The following is a 19,753-nucleotide window of genomic DNA, read 5'->3' as shown; positions in this document are numbered from 1 at the left end:
GGCCTGCGGATGCGCGCCTAACGTCACTTCCCAAGGGCTTGCCCATGCCAAGCCGGGAGGAGACATGAAAGATACCGTTACAGAGCCACTCGTCGGCCGCTCGGTCGCACGCGTCGAGGATCCGGCACTCCTGTCGGGGCACGGGCGTTACATCGATGATCTGCCGGTGGCACCCGGAACGCTGGCTTTGGCCTTCGTGCGGTCGCCGCACGCACACGCCGACATCCGGTCGATCGACACCGCCGAGGCGGCCCGCGCGCCCGGCGTCGTCGCCGTCATCACCGGACAGGACGTCGCCGCGCGCACCCGGTCGATGACCGTGGGCGTGAAGGCCGATGTCGAATGCTGGCCGATGGCGGTGGATCGCGTGCGCTATGTCGGCGAACCGCTGGTCATGGTCGTGGCAACCGACCGCTACCTGGCTGAGGATGCCGCAGATCTGGTCGCGGTTGACTATGGCCCGCTCGGCTCAGTGGTCGATCCCGTCGCGGCGCTCTCGGACGATGCGCCGGTGCTTCATCCCAGCCTCGGCGGAAACCTCATTAACGAAAGGCGCTTCCGCTACGGCGATCCCGAAGCGGCGTTCGAGGCCGCCCCGCACCGCATCGGCGTCGACGTCACCTATCCGCGCAGCGCCTGCACCCCCATCGAAACCTACGGCGTGATCGCCAACTACGAGCCGGGCGAGGATGCCTATGACGTCACAGCGAATTTTCAGGGTCCTTTCTCGATCCACGCGGTGGTTGCCCGGTCACTGAACGTGCCGGGCAACCGGCTGCGGCTGCGCACACCGCCCGATTCCGGTGGCTCTTTCGGGATCAAGCAGGGCGTCTTTCCCTACATGATCCTCGCGGGCATCGCCGCGCGCATCGCGGGCGCGCCGGTCAAGTGGATCGAGGACCGGCTGGAGCATCTGTCGGCCAGCGTTTCTGCGACCAATCGGCAAACCCGGATTGAAGCGGCGGTTGAGGCGGATGGTCGGATCACCGCACTCGACTGGGATCAGATCGAGGATTGCGGTGCCCATCTGCGCGCGCCGGAGCCCGCCACTCTCTACCGGATGCACGGCAACATGACCGGTGCCTACGACATCCAGAATCTGGCGATCCGCAATCGTGTCGTGCTGACGAACAAGACGCCAACGGGCCTTAACCGCGGCTTTGGCGGCCCGCAGATTTATTTCGCACTGGAGCGACTGATGGATGCCATCGCGCGGCAGCTTGGGCTGGACCGGCTGGAGGTCATCCGCCGCAACCTCATCCCTGCCGGGGCGTTTCCCTACCGCACGGCAAGCGGTGCGCTTTACGACTCGGGCGATTACGCCGCGGCGCTGGACCGCGCGGTCGCCGAAGGCGGTCTTGCCGAGCTTTACGCCCGCCGCGACAGGGCCCGCGCCGAAGGCCGACGCTATGGCATCGGCTTTGCCTGCGTTGTTGAGCCTTCAGTATCGAATATGGGTTACATCACCACCGTCCTGACCCCTGAAGAGCGTGCCAAGGCAGGGCCCAAGAACGGCGCGCAGGCAACCGCAACCATCGCAATCGACCCGCTCGGCTCGGTTACGGTCAAGGTCGCCTCGGTCCCGCAGGGTCAAGGCCACCGGACCGTGCTGGCGCAGGTCGTGGCCGACAAGTTCGGCCTGCCGATGGAGGCGGTGCGGGTTCTGGCTGATGTGGACACGATGCGCGATGCCTGGTCCATCGCCTCGGGCAACTACGCCTCGCGCTTTGCCCCGGCGGTCGCTGGTGCGACCGAGATCGCTGCAACGCGGCTGCGCGACAAGCTGGCCAAGGTCGCGGCCACGCAGCTGAACATTGCGCTCGAGGACGTGTCCTTCGAGGCGGGCCGCATACGCGCCAGGGACAATCCTGACAACGGCCTGTCCTTCGCGCGGGTCGCCGCCACGGCGCACTGGTCGCCGGGCACCGTGCCGGACGGCGTGGATCAAACCCTGCGCGAGACGGTCTATTGGAGCCCACCCGAACTGGAGGCTCCGACAGCCGAGGACGGGATCAATTCTTCGCTCTGTCACGGGTTCATCTTCGATTTCTGTGGGGTCGAAATCGACCCCGAGACAGCCGAACCCAAGATCGACCGATATGTGACCATGCACGATTGCGGGCGCATCCTGCATCCCGCGATGGTGGAAGGACAGGTGCGCGGGGGCTTTGCCCAGGCGGTGGGCGCGGCGTTCCTTGAGGAATATGCCTACGGTCCGGACGGTTCATTCCAGTCCGGCACGCTGGCCGATTATCTCTTGCCCACGGTGATTGAGGTGCCCGAACCGGTCATCCTGCATCACGAGACGCCGTCGCCCTTCACACCGCTCGGTGCCAAGGGTGTGGGCGAAGGCAACTGTATGTCAACACCCGTCTGCATCGCCAATGCCGTGGCCGACGCGCTGGCCCCCGAAGGCGATGCACCAGACATCGTCCTCCCGGTGACCGCGGCCAAGCTCGCGCCGCATATCTTCGGCGATGAGCCCGCCCCGAAAGACCCGGTGCCCGAGACGAAGGCCGAGGCCACGGTGGGTGGGCGCAAGCTCACGGGCGAAGGCCGCGCCTTGGTGCAGGCCAGCCGCACCGATGTCTGGCAGATGCTGCTCGATCCCGCGACGCTCGATGCAATTATTCCCGGCTCGCACGGCGTGCAGAAGGTCGGCGAGACACGCTTCAAGGCGGATGTGACGCTGGGCGTCGGGCCAGTCCGGGGCCGCTACAAGGCCGATATTGAATTGTCGGACCTCGACCCGCCCAACGCCGTGACGCTGTCGGGCCAAGCTGTTGGCGCGCTTGGCACCGGTGGCGGACACGGCCGCATCACACTGACCGACACCGACGACGGCACCGAGATCGCCTACCGCTACGAGGCCGAGATCGGCGGCAAGGTCGCCTCGGTCGGCGGGCGGCTTCTGGACGGCGCAGCCAAGGTCGTGATCGGCGAGTTCTTCCGCGCGCTGGCCCGCCATTGCGGCGGCGGCGCGCGCGGCGGGCCTTTGGCGCGGCTCATGGGCCTTTTCCACCGCATCACGAAAGGAGGCCGGTCATGAAGCCCGCCCCATTCGACTATGTCGCCGCCACGGAGATGGGCGAAGCGCTGGAAGCACTGCATCAAGGTGGCACCGAGGCACGGGTCATCGCGGGCGGCCAGTCGCTGATGCCGATGCTGAACATGCGCCTCGCGCGCCCCGCCACACTCGTTGACATCACTCGCATCCCGGCGCTGTCTCGGATCGAGGCCAAGGGCGATAACGTCACCATCGGGGCGGCCGTGCGCCAGAGCACGCTGGAACGCTGGCCGGATCTGGCGGACCGCTTGCCGCTGGTGCGCGCCGCGCTGCCATGGGTCGGACACACGCAACTGCGCAATCGCGGCACGGTTTGCGGCTCTGTCGCCCATGCCGATCCCAGCGCCGAGCTGCCGCTTTGCCTAATTGCCCTCGGCGGCACCGTGACCCTGCGCCGCCGTCGCAAGACACGAGCCGTCGCGGCGCGCGATTTCTTCCAGGGCATGATGTCCACTGACCTCGCCCCCGGCGAGATGATCACCTCGGTCACTTTCCCGGCCCACCAAACAGGCACCGGATACGCGTTCCGCGAAGTGGCCCGCCGCCATGGTGATTTCGCCATCGTCGCCTGCGCCGCCATCGCCCGACCCGACGGCACCGCCACGCTGAGCGTGGGCGGCGTCGCCGACACGCCCAGCACGCTCGATCTGCCCGCAGACGCGCAGGGTCTCGATGAGCGGCTGAACGAGTTCGCCTGGCATCTGCAGGCCCGCGACGACCTGCACGCGACCGCCCGCTACCGCCGCGATCTGGTCCGGCAACTCGGCCGCGCAACCTTGAAGGAGGCACTGTCATGCCGCGACTGACCCAAGACGAGACGCACCCGGTGCGCTTCACCCTGAACGGACGTCCCGTTTCGGCGCGTGTGTCGCCACGCACATTGCTGACGGATGTCCTGCGCCACGAGATCGGCGCAACCGGCACTCATGTGGGCTGCGAACACGGCGTCTGCGGTGCGTGCACGGTCCAGATCGACGGGGAGCCCGCGCGCGCCTGCCTGATGCTCGCCCAACAGGCCGAGGGCTGCGAGGTCCGCACGGTGGAGGGGCTTGCGAAAGACGATGCGCTGAGCTCCCTGCAAGAAGTCTTTCGCGAACACTTTGCGCTGCAATGTGGCTTCTGCACCGCGGGCATCCTGATGACGCTCGACGCGCTGTTTTTGCGCCAACCGGACGCGGATGAAGGGGCGATCCGCGAGGCGCTCTCGGGACATCTGTGCCGCTGCACGGGTTACGCGCCCATCGTTCAGGCGGCGCTTGCCGCCCGCAACCGCATCAAGGGAGGACCAATCGATGCTTGACCTCGGAACCAGCTTTCTCGCGTCCGTGGAACGCGACCCCGACGCGATGGCCATCGCCGAAGGGGAACAGACAATCACTTATGGTGACTGGTATCGCCGGATCAGCGCGTTGGTGGATGGGCTTGGCCAGATCGGCCTGCGGAAGGGCGATACACTCGTCACGGCAATGCAGAACCGGTGGGAGAATGCGTCGCTGCATTGGGCCTGCCAACTTGCCGGGATCGTCATAACGCCCGTGAACTGGCGTGTCACCGCCGATGAGTTGGACCACGCTCTGCGCGACAGCGCGACCCGCGTGCTGGTGCATGATGATGCCGCGTCCGGCGCGGTAGCCGGATCGGTGCTGGCCCACGGCCTGACAGTCATACCGCTGGGCGGCGATCAGGGCCTCGCGGCGCTGCTGGCGGGACACGCGCCCGACGCCGTGCCACAAGCGGGGCCCGAGGATCTGTCGGTCATGCTCTATACATCCGGCACGACCTCGAAGCCAAAGGGCGTGCCGCGTCGCCACCGTGCCGAGCGCGCCGCCGCCATCGCCCATGTGGCTCAGAACATGTATCATCACGGCGAGCGAACGCTGGGCGTCATGCCGCTTTATCACACGATGGGCATCCGGTCGCTTCTGTCAGCCAGCGTGATCGGCGGTGCCTTCATCTGCTTGCCGCGCTTTGACGTGCCGGGTGCGCTGGACGCCATCGAGAATCATCGGGTCACCAACCTCTATCTGGTGCCGACGCTCTATCACGACATTGTCCACCACACCGCATTCACGCCGGACCGGGTTGCATGCGTGCGCAAGCTGGGCTTTGCAGGCGCGTCGATGACCGATGGCCTGTTGCAGAAACTCGCGGAGGCTTTTCAGCCCGATCTTTTCGTGAACCATTACGGCTCGTCCGAGATCTACACCTTCTCCATCTGCCAGGACGCTGCGGCCAAACCCGGATCGGCGGGCCGCGCGGCGATCAACCAGCGTTTGCGCGTCGTGCCGCTCGGCGCGGCGGATGCCAGCGAGACCTGCGCGCCAGGAGAGGAAGGTGAAATCGTTGCCTGCATGCAGGGCGACGAGGCCTTCGAGGGTTACTGGAACCGCCCCGAGGCGGACCGCAAGGCGATCCGCGACGGCTGGTATTTCACCGGCGACTGCGGCCATTTCGACGACGACGGTGATCTATTCGTCACGGGCCGCGCCGACGACATGATCATCACTGGAGGCGAGAACGTCTCACCCGTCGAGGTGGAAAGCTTCCTCTCGCTGCACCCCGCTGTGGCCGAGGTTGCTGTGGTTGGCCTGCCGGATGCGCGTTGGGGCAAGGTCGTGACTGCCTTCGTCAAGCGCGCCGGCGATGTTACCGAAGACGATCTCGACGCCCATTGTCGCAACTCGGACCTGTCCAATTTCCGCCGTCCGCGCCGCTACGTTTTCGTTCGCGAAATCCCGAAATCCCCGGTCGGAAAGCTCCTCCGCCGTCTGCTCGTCGCAGGCGAATACGAGGCCGAGCCGACCGAGACCACACCCGTATGAATCCAAGGAAAGAAACTGACATGAAAGACGCTAACATGACCGAAACCCTTACCTTCACCGATCCGCGCCTCGCTGAACTCGACGGCTTCCACGTGCAGCTCAATGCGAGCAATGAACGCGCCGACATCATCCTCGCGCGACCGCCCTACAACGTCATCTCGATGGGCGCACGCGATCAGCTGCGCCTTGTCTTCGAGGCTCTCGATGCCGATGATCGCGTGCGCATCATCGTGATCTCGGGCGAAGGCGAGCATTTCTCGTCGGGTGGCAATATCAAAGGCTTCCTTGAGGCAAGCCCCGAGCATGTCTCGCATCTGGCTTGGAACATTGCCGCGCCTTCGCGCTGCACCAAGCCGGTGATCGCGGCCAATCGTGGCTACACGTTCGGCGTCGGCTTCGAGCTGTCGCTGGCCTGCGATTTCCGAATCGTGTCCGAGACCTGTCGCTACGCGCTGCCCGAACAGAAGCTGGGTCAGATCCCCGGCTCGGGCGGTTCTGCCCGGCTGCAGAAAATCGTCGGCGTCACCCGCACTAAGGACATCGTCATGCGATCTAAGCGCATCCCGGGTCAACAAGCACTCGATTGGGGTATCGCCACCGAATGCGTGCCCGACGGCGATCTCGAACAGGCGGTGACCGACCTGGTCACCGAGCTGCGCGAATTTTCACCGATGGCGCAGCGCACCGCGAAGAAGCTGCTGAACGACACCGACGATGCGCTTCTCAGCACCGCGATCGAGATGGAGGGGCTGAACTACAGTCGCCTGCGCCAATCTGAGGATTTCCGCGAGGGCGTCGAGGCCTTCCACGCCAAGCGCAAGCCCGCGTTCACCGGCCGCTGAGACGGCCAAGCAACTACATTAAAGGGAGGAGACCCAAGTGGAACAGACAGGACAATCGAACTGGATCGAGAAGGGTCCGGGCTTCGGCGCTGGCCTATCGGGCCTACGCGAGGCGCTGGGCATCAAGACAGCGAGCGCGGGACTGGTCGCGGCAATCTTCGGATGCTCGGGCCCGGCGCTGATCGTGATCGGGGCGGCCAATAATGGCGGGCTGACCGAGGGACAGACAGTAGCCTGGCTGTTGGCGATCTATGGCCTTGGCGGGCTAATCAGCCTGATCATGGCGCTTTACTACAAGCTGCCGGTAACCGGGGCCTATTCGATCCCGGGCGCAGCGCTGGTCGCGGGCGCGCTTGGCGCGTTTCCCTTCGAACAGGCGGTCGGAGCGTTCCTGATGGCGGGCGCAATGGTGTTCGTCCTCGGCATCACCGGGCTCATTGGCAAGGTGATGCGCTGGCTGCCCATGCCCATCGTGATGGCGATGATCGCAGGCGCACTCATCCGTTTCGGTATTGGAGCGGTCACCTCGATCGAAAAGCTGCCCATCGTGGTCGGGGCCGCGACCATCGCCTTCTTTCTGTCGATGCGGTTCCTGCGCGCAGTGCCGCCAGTGCTGACGGCACTTGTCCTCGGCCTCGTGGCCGTGACCCTGACGGGAGGCTTTCAGGGCGGCGAGGCGGCGATCAGCTTTGTCGCACCGGAGTTTACCACGCCCGTGTTCACCGTCGACGCCTTCCTGGCCATTGCCGTGCCGTTGGCCGTGCTGGTCATCGGCGCCGAGAATGCTCAAGCTATCGGGGTCCTCTACGCCGAGGGTTACCGCCCGCCGATCAACGCGATGACCGTTATCTCGGGCATCGGCGGCATGCTGGCGGGACTGATCGGCGGCCATAACGCCAATATCGCAGGGCCGATGACAGCGATTTGTTCGTCCGATCAGGCCGGCGAGAACCCCGAGGGGCGATATGCGGCCACGGTCCTGAACGGCGTGCTGTTCGCGGCCTTCGGGGTCTTCGCCGGCGTCGCGGTGCCGTTGATCATGGCGCTGCCCGGACCGCTGATCGGGGCCGTGGCCGGTCTGGCGATGATTACCGTCCTTCTCAGCGCGTTCCAGTCCGCCTTCGACCGCAAGGCGGGCCACCAGATCGGTGCCTTTGTCGCGCTGATCGTAGCGATGTCGAACGTGTCGTTCCTCAGCATCAGTGCGCCCTTCTGGGCCCTGGTCGCAGGTGCCGCGGTGTCGATGCTGAACGAACGGGTGGTCATATCCAAGCCTGTGGCCACTCCGGCATCCTGAAGAACGATGCTATCTCGAACGAGCGATCCAAAGGGGGGGTGCCAGCGCCCCCCACAACTGTTTTATTGGTCGCCACCGCGATCCTGTCGAACCGGCGGCAAGGAGATAGATATTTGATTTCGTTCAGTGCGCTGGCGTTCCGATAACATAGTGCGTTAGCTTGTGTCGTCTGGTCGCAGTTCGTTGTCTTCCGCTACCCGAACGCGATGTCGAACCAATTCAGATCGGACGGCTGAGGTTTGTTCACAGCAATAGTCCAAGAGTTGCAAGGGACTTTGCCGTCGCGCATTCGGAGTTCCAAGGCTGGCTTGCAACTCTCCCAGAGCAACTTCATGTCTTTTGCAAGGGCGAGAAACAACCGCTTTTCACTCTCTGTCCCTGACGACTTTCGCATTTGCAGCGCAAATCGAGCACTCGAGCCGAACGGAAGGAAAGTCCGCACACCACCAGTTCGCCTCCGCCTTAATTTCGCGCCCGCAGCGAAGATCCGAAATGACGGGCCGTGTCGCAGCGGAAGCAGGGCCCGGTCAAAGGCCGCAATGGGCCGGGAGCGACGGCCAAAGTCCAACCCGAACGAGCGTTCCCGCCGCGCTGCCGCAGGTCCGCTTCGAGCCCTCTCATACCGATGCTGCAATCTGCACGAAAGTCTGCTTCTTCAGTAGTGCATCTTGCTACTTTGGCTATCTCTGGGCGAAACACAAACTAAACACAGTTCAATACGCAAGCAGAATATCCCTTCAACTTCGCGGCCAATATCAAACAGATTGTGCTGGTGCTGCTTGTTGGAATTGCAATCAGCTTGCCAGATGCACCGATTGCCATAAGATAGGTCCACCTTCACGATAATAGGAAGGCCGATGGACCCTAAGACTTCGCACGCTGATCGAGTTCTCGAAGCGACACGTTCCGCTTCTGCTGCCGCACGTTCGCAAATCGCGGCGAGCTGGCATCGATCCGTGCAGAAACACGGGTTGGACCCCAACAACCGACGCGCACCAGACAAGATTGAACACGCTGCGTTGCGGGAACGGTTGGAGGTCTACGAGAAGTTCATGATGGTCGCCGCACCGCGATTGGACGCGTTGTATTTGCTCGTCGGGCAATCGGGGTGTGCGGTTCTGATGACGGACACCGAGGGCGTTATCCTCGACCAGCGCATGTCGGATGCTGACACCCCTGCCTTTGAACGCTGGGGCCTGAGCGCGGGCGCGAACTGGAGCGAGGAGCGTGAGGGAACCAACGGGATTGGCACCTGCCTGACCGAGCGTCGCCGTGTGATCATTCATCAGGACGAACATTTTCATGCCCGCAACACCGGAATGAGCTGTATTGATGCGCCGATTTTTGACGAGAACGGGCAGATCGTGGCCGCGCTTGATGTGTCCTCGGCGCGGGCGGATCAAACCGAGGCCTTTAATCGACTGATCGGGGCGCAAGTGGCGCAAACCGCCCGCGCGATTGAAGAGGCCAACTTTCGGGCGGCGTTCAGCGCGGCGCGCATTATCGTGGCCGAAAGCAGTGAAGCGGATTCTGCGACCCTGCTGGCCGTGGACAGCCACGACCTTGTCATTGGCGCAACCCGCGAGGCACGCCGCGCGTTTGGATTGGCCGGAACGGGGCCGCTTGCCGCGCGTCCTGCCGCTGATATTTTGGGCCAGGAAGACGGCCCCACAGGGTTCCAGCGCGCTGAACGCGCCGCCGTGGTGCGTGCGCTTGCGCGGGCCGACGGCAACGTGTCACAGGCCGCGCGCCAGCTTGGTGTGGGCCGCGCGACGCTCTATCGGCGCATGAAGCGGCTGGGCTTGCACGAAACCTGACTGAATCTGTCTCAGGGATGAGACACATCACCCACTCTTTCTGTTTTGCCCTACTGACGGACGCGAAAGCCCTTGTCAGGTTATGCCTCAGCCCGGGTGGAGGACTTGGGCATTCAGGAGGAAAAAATAATGAAAGATCTCGCACATACTGAGTCTGGGACATACACGTCTCCGTTCAAAACAAAGTATGACAACTTTATCGGCGGCAAATTCGTGCCGCCTGTGAACGGACGCTACTTTGAAAACGTGACGCCGATTACCGGCGAAAAAATCAACGACATCGCCCGCTCTGACGCGGATGACGTCAATCTGGCATTGGACGCTGCACATGAGGCGAAAGCCGCGTGGTGCGCGACGTCGACAACCGCGCGTGCAAACATTTTGCTGAAGGTCGCAGACGCGATTGAGGACAACCTCGAGCTGCTGGCCCAAGCCGAAACATGGGACAACGGCAAGCCGATCCGCGAAACGATGGCCGCGGACATTCCGCTTGCCGCAGACCATTTCCGCTATTTTGCGAGTGTGCTGCGTGGGCAAGAAGGCTCAATGAGCGAAATTGATGCCGATACTGTGGCCTATCACTACCATGAACCGCTGGGCGTCGTCGGCCAGATCATTCCATGGAACTTCTCAATTCTGATGGCCGCGTGGAAACTTGCGCCAGCACTGGCTGCGGGCAACTGCGTGTTGATGAAACCGGCGGAACAAACACCGGCTGCGATTATGGTCTTGGCAGAGCTGATCAATGACCTGCTTCCGGCGGGTGTGCTGAACATCGTCAACGGTTATGGCGCGGAAGTTGGCGCGGCATTGGCCACGTCAAAGCGTATCGCGAAGATCGCGTTCACAGGGTCTACGGCGACAGGCCGCACGATCATGCAAGCCGCGACCGAGAACCTGATCCCCGTCACGCTTGAGCTGGGCGGCAAAAGCCCTAACGTCTTCTTCTCCGATATCATGCGCGAAGACGATGCGTTCTTTGATAAGGCGATCGAGGGCTTCGTTCTGTTCGCCTTCAATCAGGGCGAAGTTTGCACCTGCCCGTCACGCGCCTTGGTGCAGGAAGACATCTACGAGGCCTTCATGGAGCGCGTCATCGAACGTGTGAAAGCGATCAAGCACGGTGATCCACGTGACCCTGAAACGATGGTTGGCGCCCAAGCCAGTACCGCCCAGCAAGAGAAAATCCTGTCTTACTTCACCATTGGCCGTGAAGAAGGCGCTGAAGTTCTTATTGGCGGTGCAGCTGCGGAGTTTGGTGGCGAATTGTCAGGCGGTAACTACATCCAGCCGACGATTTTTAAAGGCGACAATTCCATGCGCGTCTTTCAGGAAGAAATCTTTGGCCCGGTCGTTTCGGTCACAACCTTCAAGGACGAAGCAGAAGCCTTGGCAATTGCGAACGATACGATGTACGGCCTTGGTGCCGGCGTTTGGTCGCGGGATATGAATACCTGCTACCGTATGGGCCGCGCAATCGAAGCAGGCCGTGTTTGGGTGAATAACTATCACGCTTATCCAGCGCATGCGGCCTTTGGAGGTTACAAACAATCCGGCATCGGACGCGAGAACCACAAGATGATGTTGGACCACTATCAGCAGACCAAGAACATGCTGGTCAGCTACAACCCCAACAAACTTGGGTTCTTCTAGGTTAACGAAGAAGGCTCCCGTGCTTGTGCGCGGGAGCCAACCAAGACCGCGATAATCAAACCAGACATAACCCAAAGATCTGTGTTCGTCGAAATACCATAGCGATCTCAATACTGCCGTCGGCGACCCAAAAACTCGTTACCGATTTTCGCTGCATTGCGTGTTTTCGAACGAATTTCGCCGAATACACAGTTACGAGTTGATACCGGCTGTTGGACCGAATGAATCAAAAGTCAGCTTCGTCCGCTCTGCCGACCTTCACCCTCCGAAAATGCTGCGCGATGGACGAATGACCGGTTCGACGAAGCTGCGCCGCAGCGCCCGGCTAAGAAGCGAACGGCAGCAACGGGCCGAAAGCAGCGGCCAACGCCATGCCAACTCACCGCGAAAACTTGGAACCTTTATTTAACCGTGTTTTAATTCAGGGGTACTTCAGAATGCATCTACTAAGGGCATTGGGAACAGCAGGGTGACGCGATCTGGGTTCATTTCTGCGATGATGATGGTCCCATTCCCATGCACAGCCAATCCGTGACCATAGGTGGAAAAGGTGCGGCAACGCCCAACTAACTCACCATTCGGGGCATAGGCTGATAGACGTGGTGTCTGATCACTGACCAGCAAGAGACCATCGGGTGTCAGAGCCAACGCCATCGGTTTGTGCAAGCCCTCAATCTGTCCCAGCCAGCGGCCTTCGGTATCAAAGAGTTGAACGCAGTTGTTCTCACGATCAGCCACGCAAAGCCTGCCTTGGCTGTCGAACAGCAGACTATGCGGGGTCGAGAACGCGCCCGGTCCAGTTCCGGGATGACCAAAGGTTTTAAGGTGGCACAGTTTGGGATCAAAGATGTGAACCGCGCTGTTCCCATATCCGTCGGCAACATAATAGCGCCTGTCCGGACCTTGGGTGCAATCGCAGGGATGGTTGAAGGGGCGTCCTAAGCCTGGACGCTCCGCGCAGTCCATCCGGCTAAGCTCTTGCATTGTATCATTGAGCAGCACGATCTTGTGGCCATCCATGTCCGTGGCGGCCAGTTTGTTCTCAAAGGTGGCCCGAAGCCCGTGGCCGCATACGAACTGCGGCAGATCGGAGCTTTCGCCCGTCATCGCACCGTCCGGACCGAGCATGATCAGTTCAGGTGCTTGCCGCCGGAGAACCACAATTCTGTTGCCCATGACCGCGACATCGGAAATGCCCGATAGCATGGAATGGCTGACATGGCTTACACGGTAGCGCTGTGCGCCCAACGCCACATAGGCGGTGGGGCGTTGGGCGTTTTCGCTCATAACGCGCTCTGTAATGTTTCGGCCATTGCGATCAACATCGCATCCCGTCCCGCCGGAGCGGTCAGCATCAAACCGGCGCCGGGATGGCTGGTGATCGGCATGTTGATCGAACAGCCGTCGATCACATTCGCCAGGCTGGTGTTGCGCAGCGCCAGCAGGTTGATCCGGTCATAGGTTGCATCGTCGTTCAGGTCAGCCAGCTTTGGCGGCATGATGGCCACGCTCGGCAACGCCACGGGCGTGTCGCCAAAAACGCGCGCCGCTCGCGCGATCAGTGCTTCCCGCACGGCTATCGTGCGGGCGAATTCGATGCCGGTGACGCCATCTGCCCGCGCCATACGCGAGGCGACGCGCGCATCGAGCTCGGCACGGGTTTTGTCAAAATGGGCGCCATGATGGGCGCGGGATTCAACTGCCGAGAATTGCCAAACGGGTAGGGCGCGGTAGTCCTCGAAGAAATCGAGGGTTTGCCGCCGGATGCTGACGCCAAAGGTCCGAAGGGCTTCGAGAGCGGCTTCAAAGGCGTCGGCGACCTCGGCGTCTAACCCGTCCATGCCGAAGTTTTCCGGTACTATGACAGCACGCGGCGCAGAGGACGCGGCAAGCGGTTGGTCCCGCAGCACGTTCAACACCGGGCGCAGGAGCCCAACTTCCCGGGTCAGCACGCCGACACTATCCAGCGAATGCGAAAGCGGCACCGCCCCCTCGCGAGAGATCGTTCGCGCCGTCGCCTTGAATCCGAATAACCCGCAAAAAGCCGCAGGGATACGCGCGGAGCCGCCAGTATCTGTCCCAAGCGCGATGTCAGCCGTTCCCCGCGCCACGGCAGAGGCACCGCCCGAGGTCGAACCACCGGCAATACAGCCTTCGCGCAGCGGGGTGAGGGGGGTGCCGTAATGTGGGTTCAGACCAAGGCCGGAATAGGCGAACTCAGTCATATTAGCGTGACCGACCAGCCCCGCGCCTGCGCCGCGCAGTCGCGCAACTGCCTCAGCGTCCTTGGTTGCGGACGATGCATCATTGCGAACCAGCGACCCCGCATGGGTGACTTGGCCCCGCACGTCGAACAGGTCTTTTACCGCGACATTCAGCCCCCATAGCGGCCCTTCGCCTTCGACCGGGTCATCGAAAATGTGGGTGAAATCGGGCGAGGTTGCACGGGCGCGGGCCTCGTCGAGAAGGGATTGGGCGGTCTGTGTCATTAAGTCTGCCTTTAGATCGTTTGCTCTACAAGCCATGTCGCGATGCCGGGGAATGCTGTCAGCAAGATCACGGCCAGCACCAAGATAAGGAAATAGGGTATGATCATGCGGGTAATCTCGAAAATCGATTTACCAGTCAGGCTTTGAATCACAAACAGGTTGAATCCCAGCGGCGGCGTGATCTGTGCCATTTCGACGACGATGATCAAATAGATACCAAACCACACTGGATCGATCCCCACGGCGGCCACGGCGGACATCACAACCGAGGTTGTCAGTACCACGATGGAGATCCCATCGAGGAAACAGCCAAGCAACACGAAAAACACGGTCAGCACAGCGATCAGCCCCGGTGCGCCCAGTCCGCTGGCCGAGATGATTTCGGCCAGTTGTCCGGGCAAGCCGGAAAAGCTCATCGCCGAAGTGAGGAAGGCCGCGCCAAGCAGGATCAGTCCGATCATGGCAGAGGTGCGCGTGGCCCCCAAAAGCGAGGCGGTGAAGCTGTCGAAGTTCAGCGACCGACCGAAGGCCGCGATGATCAGCGCCCCGGCCACGCCGATGGCGGCGGCTTCGGTTGCAGTGGCGACCCCGGCATAGATCGAGCCGATGACCCCGATGATCAAGCCCACCACCGGCAGCAACATGCGCAGGCGGCGCAGGCGCTCACCCAAAGGCATGCGGGGTTCGGGGTCTGGCACGCCATCGGGGTTCATCTTTACCCAGATCGCGATATAGCCCGAAAACAGCGCCATGAGCATCAGCCCCGGCACGACGCCCGCAATGAACAAGCGGTTTACGGACACTTGGGCCGCGACGCCATAGACGATCATCACGATCGACGGCGGGATCAGCAAGCCAAGCGTGCCCGATCCAGCCAAGGAACCGATGGCAAGCCGGTCGGCATAGCCGCGCGATTTCAGCTCTGGCAGGGAAATGCGACCAACGGTGGCGGTGGTGGCAGCCGAAGACCCCGACACCGCCGCAAAGATGCCGCAGCCCACGACGTTGACATGCGCCAAGCCGCCGGGCAGTCGCCCGACCCAAGGGGCGAGACCAGAAAACAGGTCTTCGGCCAGACGTGTGCGGTAAAGAATTTCGCCCATCCAGATGAACAGTGGCAGCGCCGTCAATGTCCAGCTGGCGGAATGGGCCCACATGGTGGTGCCGAGGATCGCATCGACCGGCGTAGAGGTGAACATCAAGAAGATCACGACGCCCGAGGCCATCAGCGCCACGCCAACCCAGATGCCCAAGCCCAAAAGCACAAGCAAGGTCACGACCAGAGCGGCCGATTGCAGAAAAATATCCATGATTATTCGCCTCGACCTTGTTCGTTTGTATCGTCGCTCTCGACTGGCAGCCCGAGGATCAGGCGCAGGGTGCGCTCGGCAAAGGCCAGTGCAAACAGCACCGACCCCAGCACCATCGCGGACTGCGGCCACCACAGCGGGACGGCCACCACGCCTTGGCTGACTTCATTGTAGGTCCAGCTTTCGTGGACATAGCCAAAGATCGCCCAAGCGACCCAGCCCATCATCACGGCGGCAAAGGCCGCCGCCAGAATATCGGCGATATGACCCAGACGTTCCGGCATCAACTGCCGCAACGATGTGACGCGAATATGATCGCCCCGTATCAGCGTGGCCGGCAGCGCGAGGAAGATCGACGCACTCAGCCCCCATGCCGCGAAATCATCGGCTGACGGGATTTGGCTTCCCATTAGGCGCAGGCCGATCTGCGACAGGATCAAGACCGCGATCCCCAGCAAGGACAGCGCGGCCAAGGCTCCGCAAAAGTTGAAGAGATGGCGGGTCAGCATCATGGCGGCGGGCTCCGAATGAGGGGGCGAATACCCCGGTCTATGTGGAAAAAGGCCCGGGCAAACGACTGCCCGGGCCTGCTGAGATCAGTTCATCGCGTCGACGATCTTCTGACCTTCTTCGCCAGCCTGTTCCAGCCATTCTGTGCGCATTGTCGCGGCGATGGTCTCAAAGTCGCTGGCCAGCCCTTCGGGGGTCGGCAGGACATTCATGCCATTGTCGGCCATCGTGTTGGTTGCTTCGCCTGTGGCTTCCTCAGCCATCTCAAAGCCACGGGTTTCCGCCAGTTCAGCCGCTTCTTGCAGCGCGGTTTTCACCTCTTCGGACAGGCCATCGTAGGCGCCTTTGTTCACGATCACCATGTTCTTGGGCAGAAAGGCCTGAACGTCATAGTAATGCGACACGAAATCCCATGCTTGGCTGTCGACACCCGTCGAGGGCGACGTGATCATGCCGTTGATGACACCCGTCGAGAAGGCTTGGCTAATCTCGGAGGTGGCGATGGTGGCGGGAACGGCGCCCAGAAGCTCGGCCAGACGCGCGGTCGAAGGGTTGTAGGCGCGGAATTTGACACCCTCGAAGGAGGCGGCGTCGGTCACTTCCTGGTTCATGTAGACGCCCTGCGGCGGCCAGGGGGCGGCAAACAACAGCACCAGACCATCTTCGGCCAGCTTTTCTTCGTAGATCGGGCGGGAGGCTTCCCAAAGCGCGCGGGCCTCGTCAAATGTGGTCGCCAAAAGCGGCACGGCATCGGCAGAGTAAACCGCGTCTTCGTTGCCAAGCGCCGAGATCAGGACTTCGCCGATGGGAACGATGCCGCGCTGCACGCCGCGCTTCAGTTCGGGGCGCTTGAGCAGGACCGAGTTCGACACAACGTCGATTTCCAGCGCGCCATCCGACAGGCGGGCCACGTCATCAGCGAAGGCGCGGATGTTCTGGGTCAGATAGTTGCCGTCGGGCGCATCGGCCGACATTTTCCACGTTTCGGCATGGGCAAGACCGGCTGTCAGGGCCGCGATCGCGGTTCCGATGAAAAGGTGTTTCATGTGAGGTATCTCCTGTTGGGGTGGTTTGTTGTTCTTGCCCTGCCGTTTTGGCAGGGCGGGGTGGTTCACTCAGTCTTCCAATGCGGGGAGGTCTTGCGCGTCCAGCGACCACATCAGGCGGAAGGTTTCGGCCTCGCGCACCGCGCCGCCCAGCTTTTCGGTCAGCTGGCGCAGGGTCGCTTCGGCGATCGGCTCTGACGTCACATCCACCGCGATGCAAGGCGCCAGAACGCGCCCTTCGGTGTTTTCAGACGGCAGCGGGGTCGAAAGGGTTGCGTCGGGGATCATGTGATGCACGCGCAGCACACCCTCTTCGGCCATCAATTTACCAAGCATGTCGGCGACGGCGTCGTGATCCATGGCATCTGGCACCAGTTCGATCAGCACCAGCGCGCCGCCCCAGCCAAAGCCGCCCTCTTGCGCGACTTGCATCACCCGACGGCGGGTGTTGGACATGCGCCCGAAGTTGGTGATCGACCATTGCGTCTGTTTGGTAAAGGCTTTGCGGTAGGCTTCCGAGGTGAAATCGGCAATGTTGCTGGCGCGGTAAAGCGCGAGGTAGCGCCGTGCCGAGCCCGATACCGCACGATAGCGCCGCGCGCCGGTGAAGCCCGGAATGCGAACGCGCTCTTCCATATGCTCCCGGTCATACCACTGGTTGAAGTCGGCCTCATGGTCGGGGTCGATATCGCTCCAGACGAAAAGCTGTGCCTGATCGGTTGTACGGATATTGCTCATTCTGCATCCTGATCCTTGGACAAAGCTTTCCCGTCACGTGGCGGGGCACGGCCCGTCTCCGTCGAGGTGCGGTCGAGCTTTGTCGATTGTTGTTGGGGCACACTTGCCGAGATGGGGTCCAACGACAAACGGGATTATTCAGGGGGGGGTGATAGGGTTTTCCGATCAGGCCAATTCAGGCCGTGTCAGGTCTGCTGCTGATGCCGCTCTGCACAGGCCCGCGCAAGATCGGCAATTGCCTTGTAGGTGGCTACGTCGGAACTGCGCCGCCAGATGCAATAGAGGGGGAGTGGCGGCAGCTGCGCATCGACATCAAGCTCATAGATTCCCGGCCCGGCCAAATCGCAGGCCAGCGGCAGGGTCGCGATACCCAGCCCGCGCTGCGTCAACCGCGCAATCGCAGCCATTGAGGTGATGCAGTGCACGATCGAAGGCCGCAGGCCGCGATCGCTGAAAAGCGCAAGAACGTTGGCGTGCGGGCGTGAATTGCGGGTAAAGGTGATCAGCGGGCTGGTAACGACATCCGCAAGGGACAGTTTTTCGTCGCGCATCCCCTCGGGGCCGAACCATCCCATGGCCAGCGGCGGCAAATCCGCGCAAACGCAGGTTTGGTCGTGGCGGTCATCTGTCGTCAGCAACATATCCAGCGCGCCGCGTTCAAAAGCCGCGGCGATGTTCGGCGTGGGCTCGACCGTCAGTTCAAGCTCCAGCCGGGGGTAGCAGCGCGCCACCTCTTCGATCAGGTCACAAAGCCAAGTATGAACGACCGAAGACACCAACCCCAAACGCACCCGCCCCACGGCGGTGGTGGGATCGGAGAGCGTGTTGCGCAAATTGCGCTCCGTCGCGAGCATCTCTTGCGCTTTGTCGAGGATCATCGCCCCGGCCACCGTGATCCGGGTGGCGTGGAACTCACGGTCAAACAGATCGACCTGAAGGTCCGTCTCAAGTGAGGAAATCCGACTGGACACCGTCGCTTGGCTGACATTCAACTGCTCGGCTGCCGCCCGGAAGCTTCCCAAGTTGGCGACCGTGACGAAGGTTTCTAAAAAGCGCGTGTTCACCAAGACCCTCTATTTCTCTGCTTCGGTCGCAAAGAACGAGGGTAGGTCAGCCATGCGGTAAAGTCACTTGTCATTAAAAAAAGCCGTGGGCTAATCGGGGGTTGATCGACAATAGGACGGAAACCGGACCTTCGCTATGTTTTGCACCGATGACCGCAATGAGATCATGCCCCATAGCGTGGTGTAACTCGCGGCTGGCCGGGCGCTTTCGACGGCCGAGCTGATCAGTCCGTCTGAGTTGCAGGCAGGCTGATGATGGGATCATCGCAGACCGGTGCCAAGGTTTCCAGCGTCATGTATCGCGCACGCTGCACAGTCCATTCTTCGGTCTGCTCCATGAGGATGGCGCCGACGAGGCGACGTATGGCAGCCTCATTTGGAAAGATCCCGACGACGTCTGTCCTGCGCTTGATCTCGCCGTTCAAACGTTCAATCGGATTCGTCGAATGCAACTTCGTCCGATGCTGTTGGGGAAAGGTCATGTAGGCGAGCACGTCTTCCTCGGCATCATCCATCAGCCCAGAGAGCCTGGGCAGCTTGGACCGCATCTGGTCGGCGACGTTGCGCCATTGGACTTTCGCCGCCGCATGGTCTGGCTGTGCAAAAGCGGTTGCGATAAAGGCGGAGACGACGCGTCGGCTGCTCTTGCCTGCATGCGCAAGAGCGTTCCTCTGGAAATGCACCCGACAACGCTGCCAGCTCGTGTTCAGCACGCGTGCGACTGAGGCCTTGATGCCTTCATGGGCATCACTGATGACCAGCTTCACACCACATAGCCCGCGCCGCACCAGATCGCGCAGAAACTCCGTCCAGAAGGTTTCGGCCTCGGACGGGCCGATGGACATGCCCAGCACCTCTCTGCGGCCGTCTGTATTGACGCCGACGGCGATGGTGACGGCAACGGAGACGATACGCCCGCCCTGGCGGACCTTGAGATAAGTCGCATCGATCCAAAGGTAGGGCCATTCGCCGTCAATTGGACGGGTAAGGAAGGCATCGACCCGCTCGTCGATCTCCTCGCACAGGCGGCTAACCTGGCTCTTCGAGATGCCGGTCCCACCCATCGCCTGGACGAGATCGTCCATAGAACGGGTTGAG

16 protein-coding genes are annotated in these 19,753 nt (G+C 62.0%); 8 read left to right on the top strand and 8 right to left on the bottom strand.

Features of this window, described 5'->3' with window-relative positions; genetic code table 11:
- The first annotated feature begins 64 nt into the window (after positions 1-64).
- From ACGYLO_RS21140 to adh, 8 genes are all read left to right on the top strand, one after another.
- Positions 65-3,049 (top strand): molybdopterin cofactor-binding domain-containing protein, encoded by a 2,985-nt coding sequence (locus tag ACGYLO_RS21140; RefSeq protein ID WP_271689184.1) that lies wholly within the window; start codon positions 65-67, stop codon positions 3,047-3,049.
- Positions 3,046-3,873 carry a xanthine dehydrogenase family protein subunit M gene (locus ACGYLO_RS21135; RefSeq protein WP_271689185.1) on the top strand — a complete coding sequence of 276 codons (828 nt, stop codon included), beginning with the start codon at positions 3,046-3,048 and terminating at the stop codon, positions 3,871-3,873. The genes ACGYLO_RS21140 and ACGYLO_RS21135 overlap by 4 nt, the downstream gene beginning before the upstream one ends.
- Positions 3,861-4,367, top strand: coding sequence for a (2Fe-2S)-binding protein (locus ACGYLO_RS21130; protein WP_271689186.1), 507 nt, complete (start codon positions 3,861-3,863; stop codon positions 4,365-4,367). The genes ACGYLO_RS21135 and ACGYLO_RS21130 overlap by 13 nt, the downstream gene beginning before the upstream one ends.
- Positions 4,360-5,889, top strand: a complete 1,530-nt coding sequence (locus ACGYLO_RS21125; RefSeq protein WP_271689187.1) for an AMP-binding protein — start codon at positions 4,360-4,362, stop codon at positions 5,887-5,889. Before ACGYLO_RS21130 ends, ACGYLO_RS21125 begins: the two co-directional genes overlap by 8 nt.
- Positions 5,890-5,909: 20 nt before the next feature.
- Positions 5,910-6,731, top strand: a complete 822-nt coding sequence (locus ACGYLO_RS21120; RefSeq protein WP_394377337.1) for an enoyl-CoA hydratase/isomerase family protein — start codon at positions 5,910-5,912, stop codon at positions 6,729-6,731.
- Positions 6,732-6,768: 37 nt separating this feature from the next.
- Positions 6,769-8,028 carry a benzoate/H(+) symporter BenE family transporter gene (locus ACGYLO_RS21115; protein ID WP_271689188.1) on the top strand — a complete coding sequence of 420 codons (1,260 nt, stop codon included), beginning with the start codon at positions 6,769-6,771 and terminating at the stop codon, positions 8,026-8,028.
- An 857-nt stretch (positions 8,029-8,885) separates the two neighbouring features.
- Positions 8,886-9,845, top strand: a complete 960-nt coding sequence (locus tag ACGYLO_RS21110) for a GAF domain-containing protein (RefSeq protein WP_394377336.1) — start codon at positions 8,886-8,888, stop codon at positions 9,843-9,845.
- Positions 9,846-9,974: 129 nt separating this feature from the next.
- Positions 9,975-11,498 carry an aldehyde dehydrogenase gene (gene adh / locus ACGYLO_RS21105; protein ID WP_243263512.1) on the top strand — a complete coding sequence of 508 codons (1,524 nt, stop codon included), beginning with the start codon at positions 9,975-9,977 and terminating at the stop codon, positions 11,496-11,498.
- Between the two features lie 432 nt (positions 11,499-11,930).
- Here adh and ACGYLO_RS21100 read toward each other — a convergent pair whose 3' ends face one another.
- From ACGYLO_RS21100 to ACGYLO_RS21065, 8 genes are all read right to left on the bottom strand, one after another.
- Positions 11,931-12,785: a hypothetical protein gene (locus ACGYLO_RS21100; protein ID WP_271687531.1), complete on the bottom strand. Its 855-nt coding sequence runs from the start codon at positions 12,783-12,785 to the stop codon at positions 11,931-11,933.
- Positions 12,782-13,987, bottom strand: a complete 1,206-nt coding sequence (locus ACGYLO_RS21095) for an amidase family protein (protein WP_271687529.1) — start codon at positions 13,985-13,987, stop codon at positions 12,782-12,784. The genes ACGYLO_RS21100 and ACGYLO_RS21095 overlap by 4 nt, the downstream gene beginning before the upstream one ends.
- A gap of 11 nt (positions 13,988-13,998) precedes the next feature.
- On the bottom strand, positions 13,999-15,297 hold the full coding sequence (locus ACGYLO_RS21090; RefSeq protein ID WP_271687528.1) for a TRAP transporter large permease: 1,299 nt from the start codon (positions 15,295-15,297) through the stop codon (positions 13,999-14,001).
- A 2-nt stretch (positions 15,298-15,299) separates the two neighbouring features.
- Complete coding sequence (locus ACGYLO_RS21085; protein ID WP_067627084.1) at positions 15,300-15,809, bottom strand: TRAP transporter small permease; 510 nt, start codon at positions 15,807-15,809, stop codon at positions 15,300-15,302.
- 84 nt (positions 15,810-15,893) lie between these two features.
- Positions 15,894-16,853 carry a TRAP transporter substrate-binding protein gene (locus ACGYLO_RS21080; RefSeq protein ID WP_271687527.1) on the bottom strand — a complete coding sequence of 320 codons (960 nt, stop codon included), beginning with the start codon at positions 16,851-16,853 and terminating at the stop codon, positions 15,894-15,896.
- Between the two features lie 69 nt (positions 16,854-16,922).
- Positions 16,923-17,591: a DUF4286 family protein gene (locus ACGYLO_RS21075; RefSeq protein ID WP_271687526.1), complete on the bottom strand. Its 669-nt coding sequence runs from the start codon at positions 17,589-17,591 to the stop codon at positions 16,923-16,925.
- 185 nt (positions 17,592-17,776) lie between these two features.
- On the bottom strand, positions 17,777-18,655 hold the full coding sequence (locus ACGYLO_RS21070; protein ID WP_271687525.1) for a LysR family transcriptional regulator: 879 nt from the start codon (positions 18,653-18,655) through the stop codon (positions 17,777-17,779).
- Positions 18,656-18,879: 224 nt separating this feature from the next.
- A partial coding sequence (locus ACGYLO_RS21065) for an IS256 family transposase (protein WP_394377335.1) occupies positions 18,880-19,753 on the bottom strand: 874 nt, incomplete at its 5' end.

Source organism: Sulfitobacter sp. 1A13353, assembly GCF_043557255.1.
GTDB lineage: Bacteria > Pseudomonadota > Alphaproteobacteria > Rhodobacterales > Rhodobacteraceae > Sulfitobacter > Sulfitobacter faviae.
Note: the sequence above shows the minus strand (reverse complement) of the source record. Positions and strands in the feature narration are given on the sequence as shown.

Bases quoted from the DNA above. Each gene is read 5' to 3' on its own strand.
- adh (WP_243263512.1), top strand. From the start codon at position 9,975: ATGAAAGATCTCGCACATACTGAGTCTGGGACATACACGTCTCCGTTC.
- ACGYLO_RS21085 (WP_067627084.1), bottom strand. From the start codon at position 15,809: ATGATGCTGACCCGCCATCTCTTCAACTTTTGCGGAGCCTTGGCCGCG.
- ACGYLO_RS21130 (WP_271689186.1), top strand. From the start codon at position 3,861: ATGCCGCGACTGACCCAAGACGAGACGCACCCGGTGCGCTTCACCCTG.
- ACGYLO_RS21090 (WP_271687528.1), bottom strand. From the start codon at position 15,297: ATGGATATTTTTCTGCAATCGGCCGCTCTGGTCGTGACCTTGCTTGTG.
- ACGYLO_RS21120 (WP_394377337.1), top strand. From the start codon at position 5,910: ATGAAAGACGCTAACATGACCGAAACCCTTACCTTCACCGATCCGCGC.
- ACGYLO_RS21140 (WP_271689184.1), top strand. From the start codon at position 65: ATGAAAGATACCGTTACAGAGCCACTCGTCGGCCGCTCGGTCGCACGC.
- ACGYLO_RS21110 (WP_394377336.1), top strand. From the start codon at position 8,886: ATGGACCCTAAGACTTCGCACGCTGATCGAGTTCTCGAAGCGACACGT.
- ACGYLO_RS21075 (WP_271687526.1), bottom strand. From the start codon at position 17,591: ATGAGCAATATCCGTACAACCGATCAGGCACAGCTTTTCGTCTGGAGC.
- ACGYLO_RS21095 (WP_271687529.1), bottom strand. From the start codon at position 13,987: ATGACACAGACCGCCCAATCCCTTCTCGACGAGGCCCGCGCCCGTGCA.
- ACGYLO_RS21125 (WP_271689187.1), top strand. From the start codon at position 4,360: ATGCTTGACCTCGGAACCAGCTTTCTCGCGTCCGTGGAACGCGACCCC.
- ACGYLO_RS21135 (WP_271689185.1), top strand. From the start codon at position 3,046: ATGAAGCCCGCCCCATTCGACTATGTCGCCGCCACGGAGATGGGCGAA.
- ACGYLO_RS21100 (WP_271687531.1), bottom strand. From the start codon at position 12,785: ATGAGCGAAAACGCCCAACGCCCCACCGCCTATGTGGCGTTGGGCGCA.
- ACGYLO_RS21080 (WP_271687527.1), bottom strand. From the start codon at position 16,853: ATGAAACACCTTTTCATCGGAACCGCGATCGCGGCCCTGACAGCCGGT.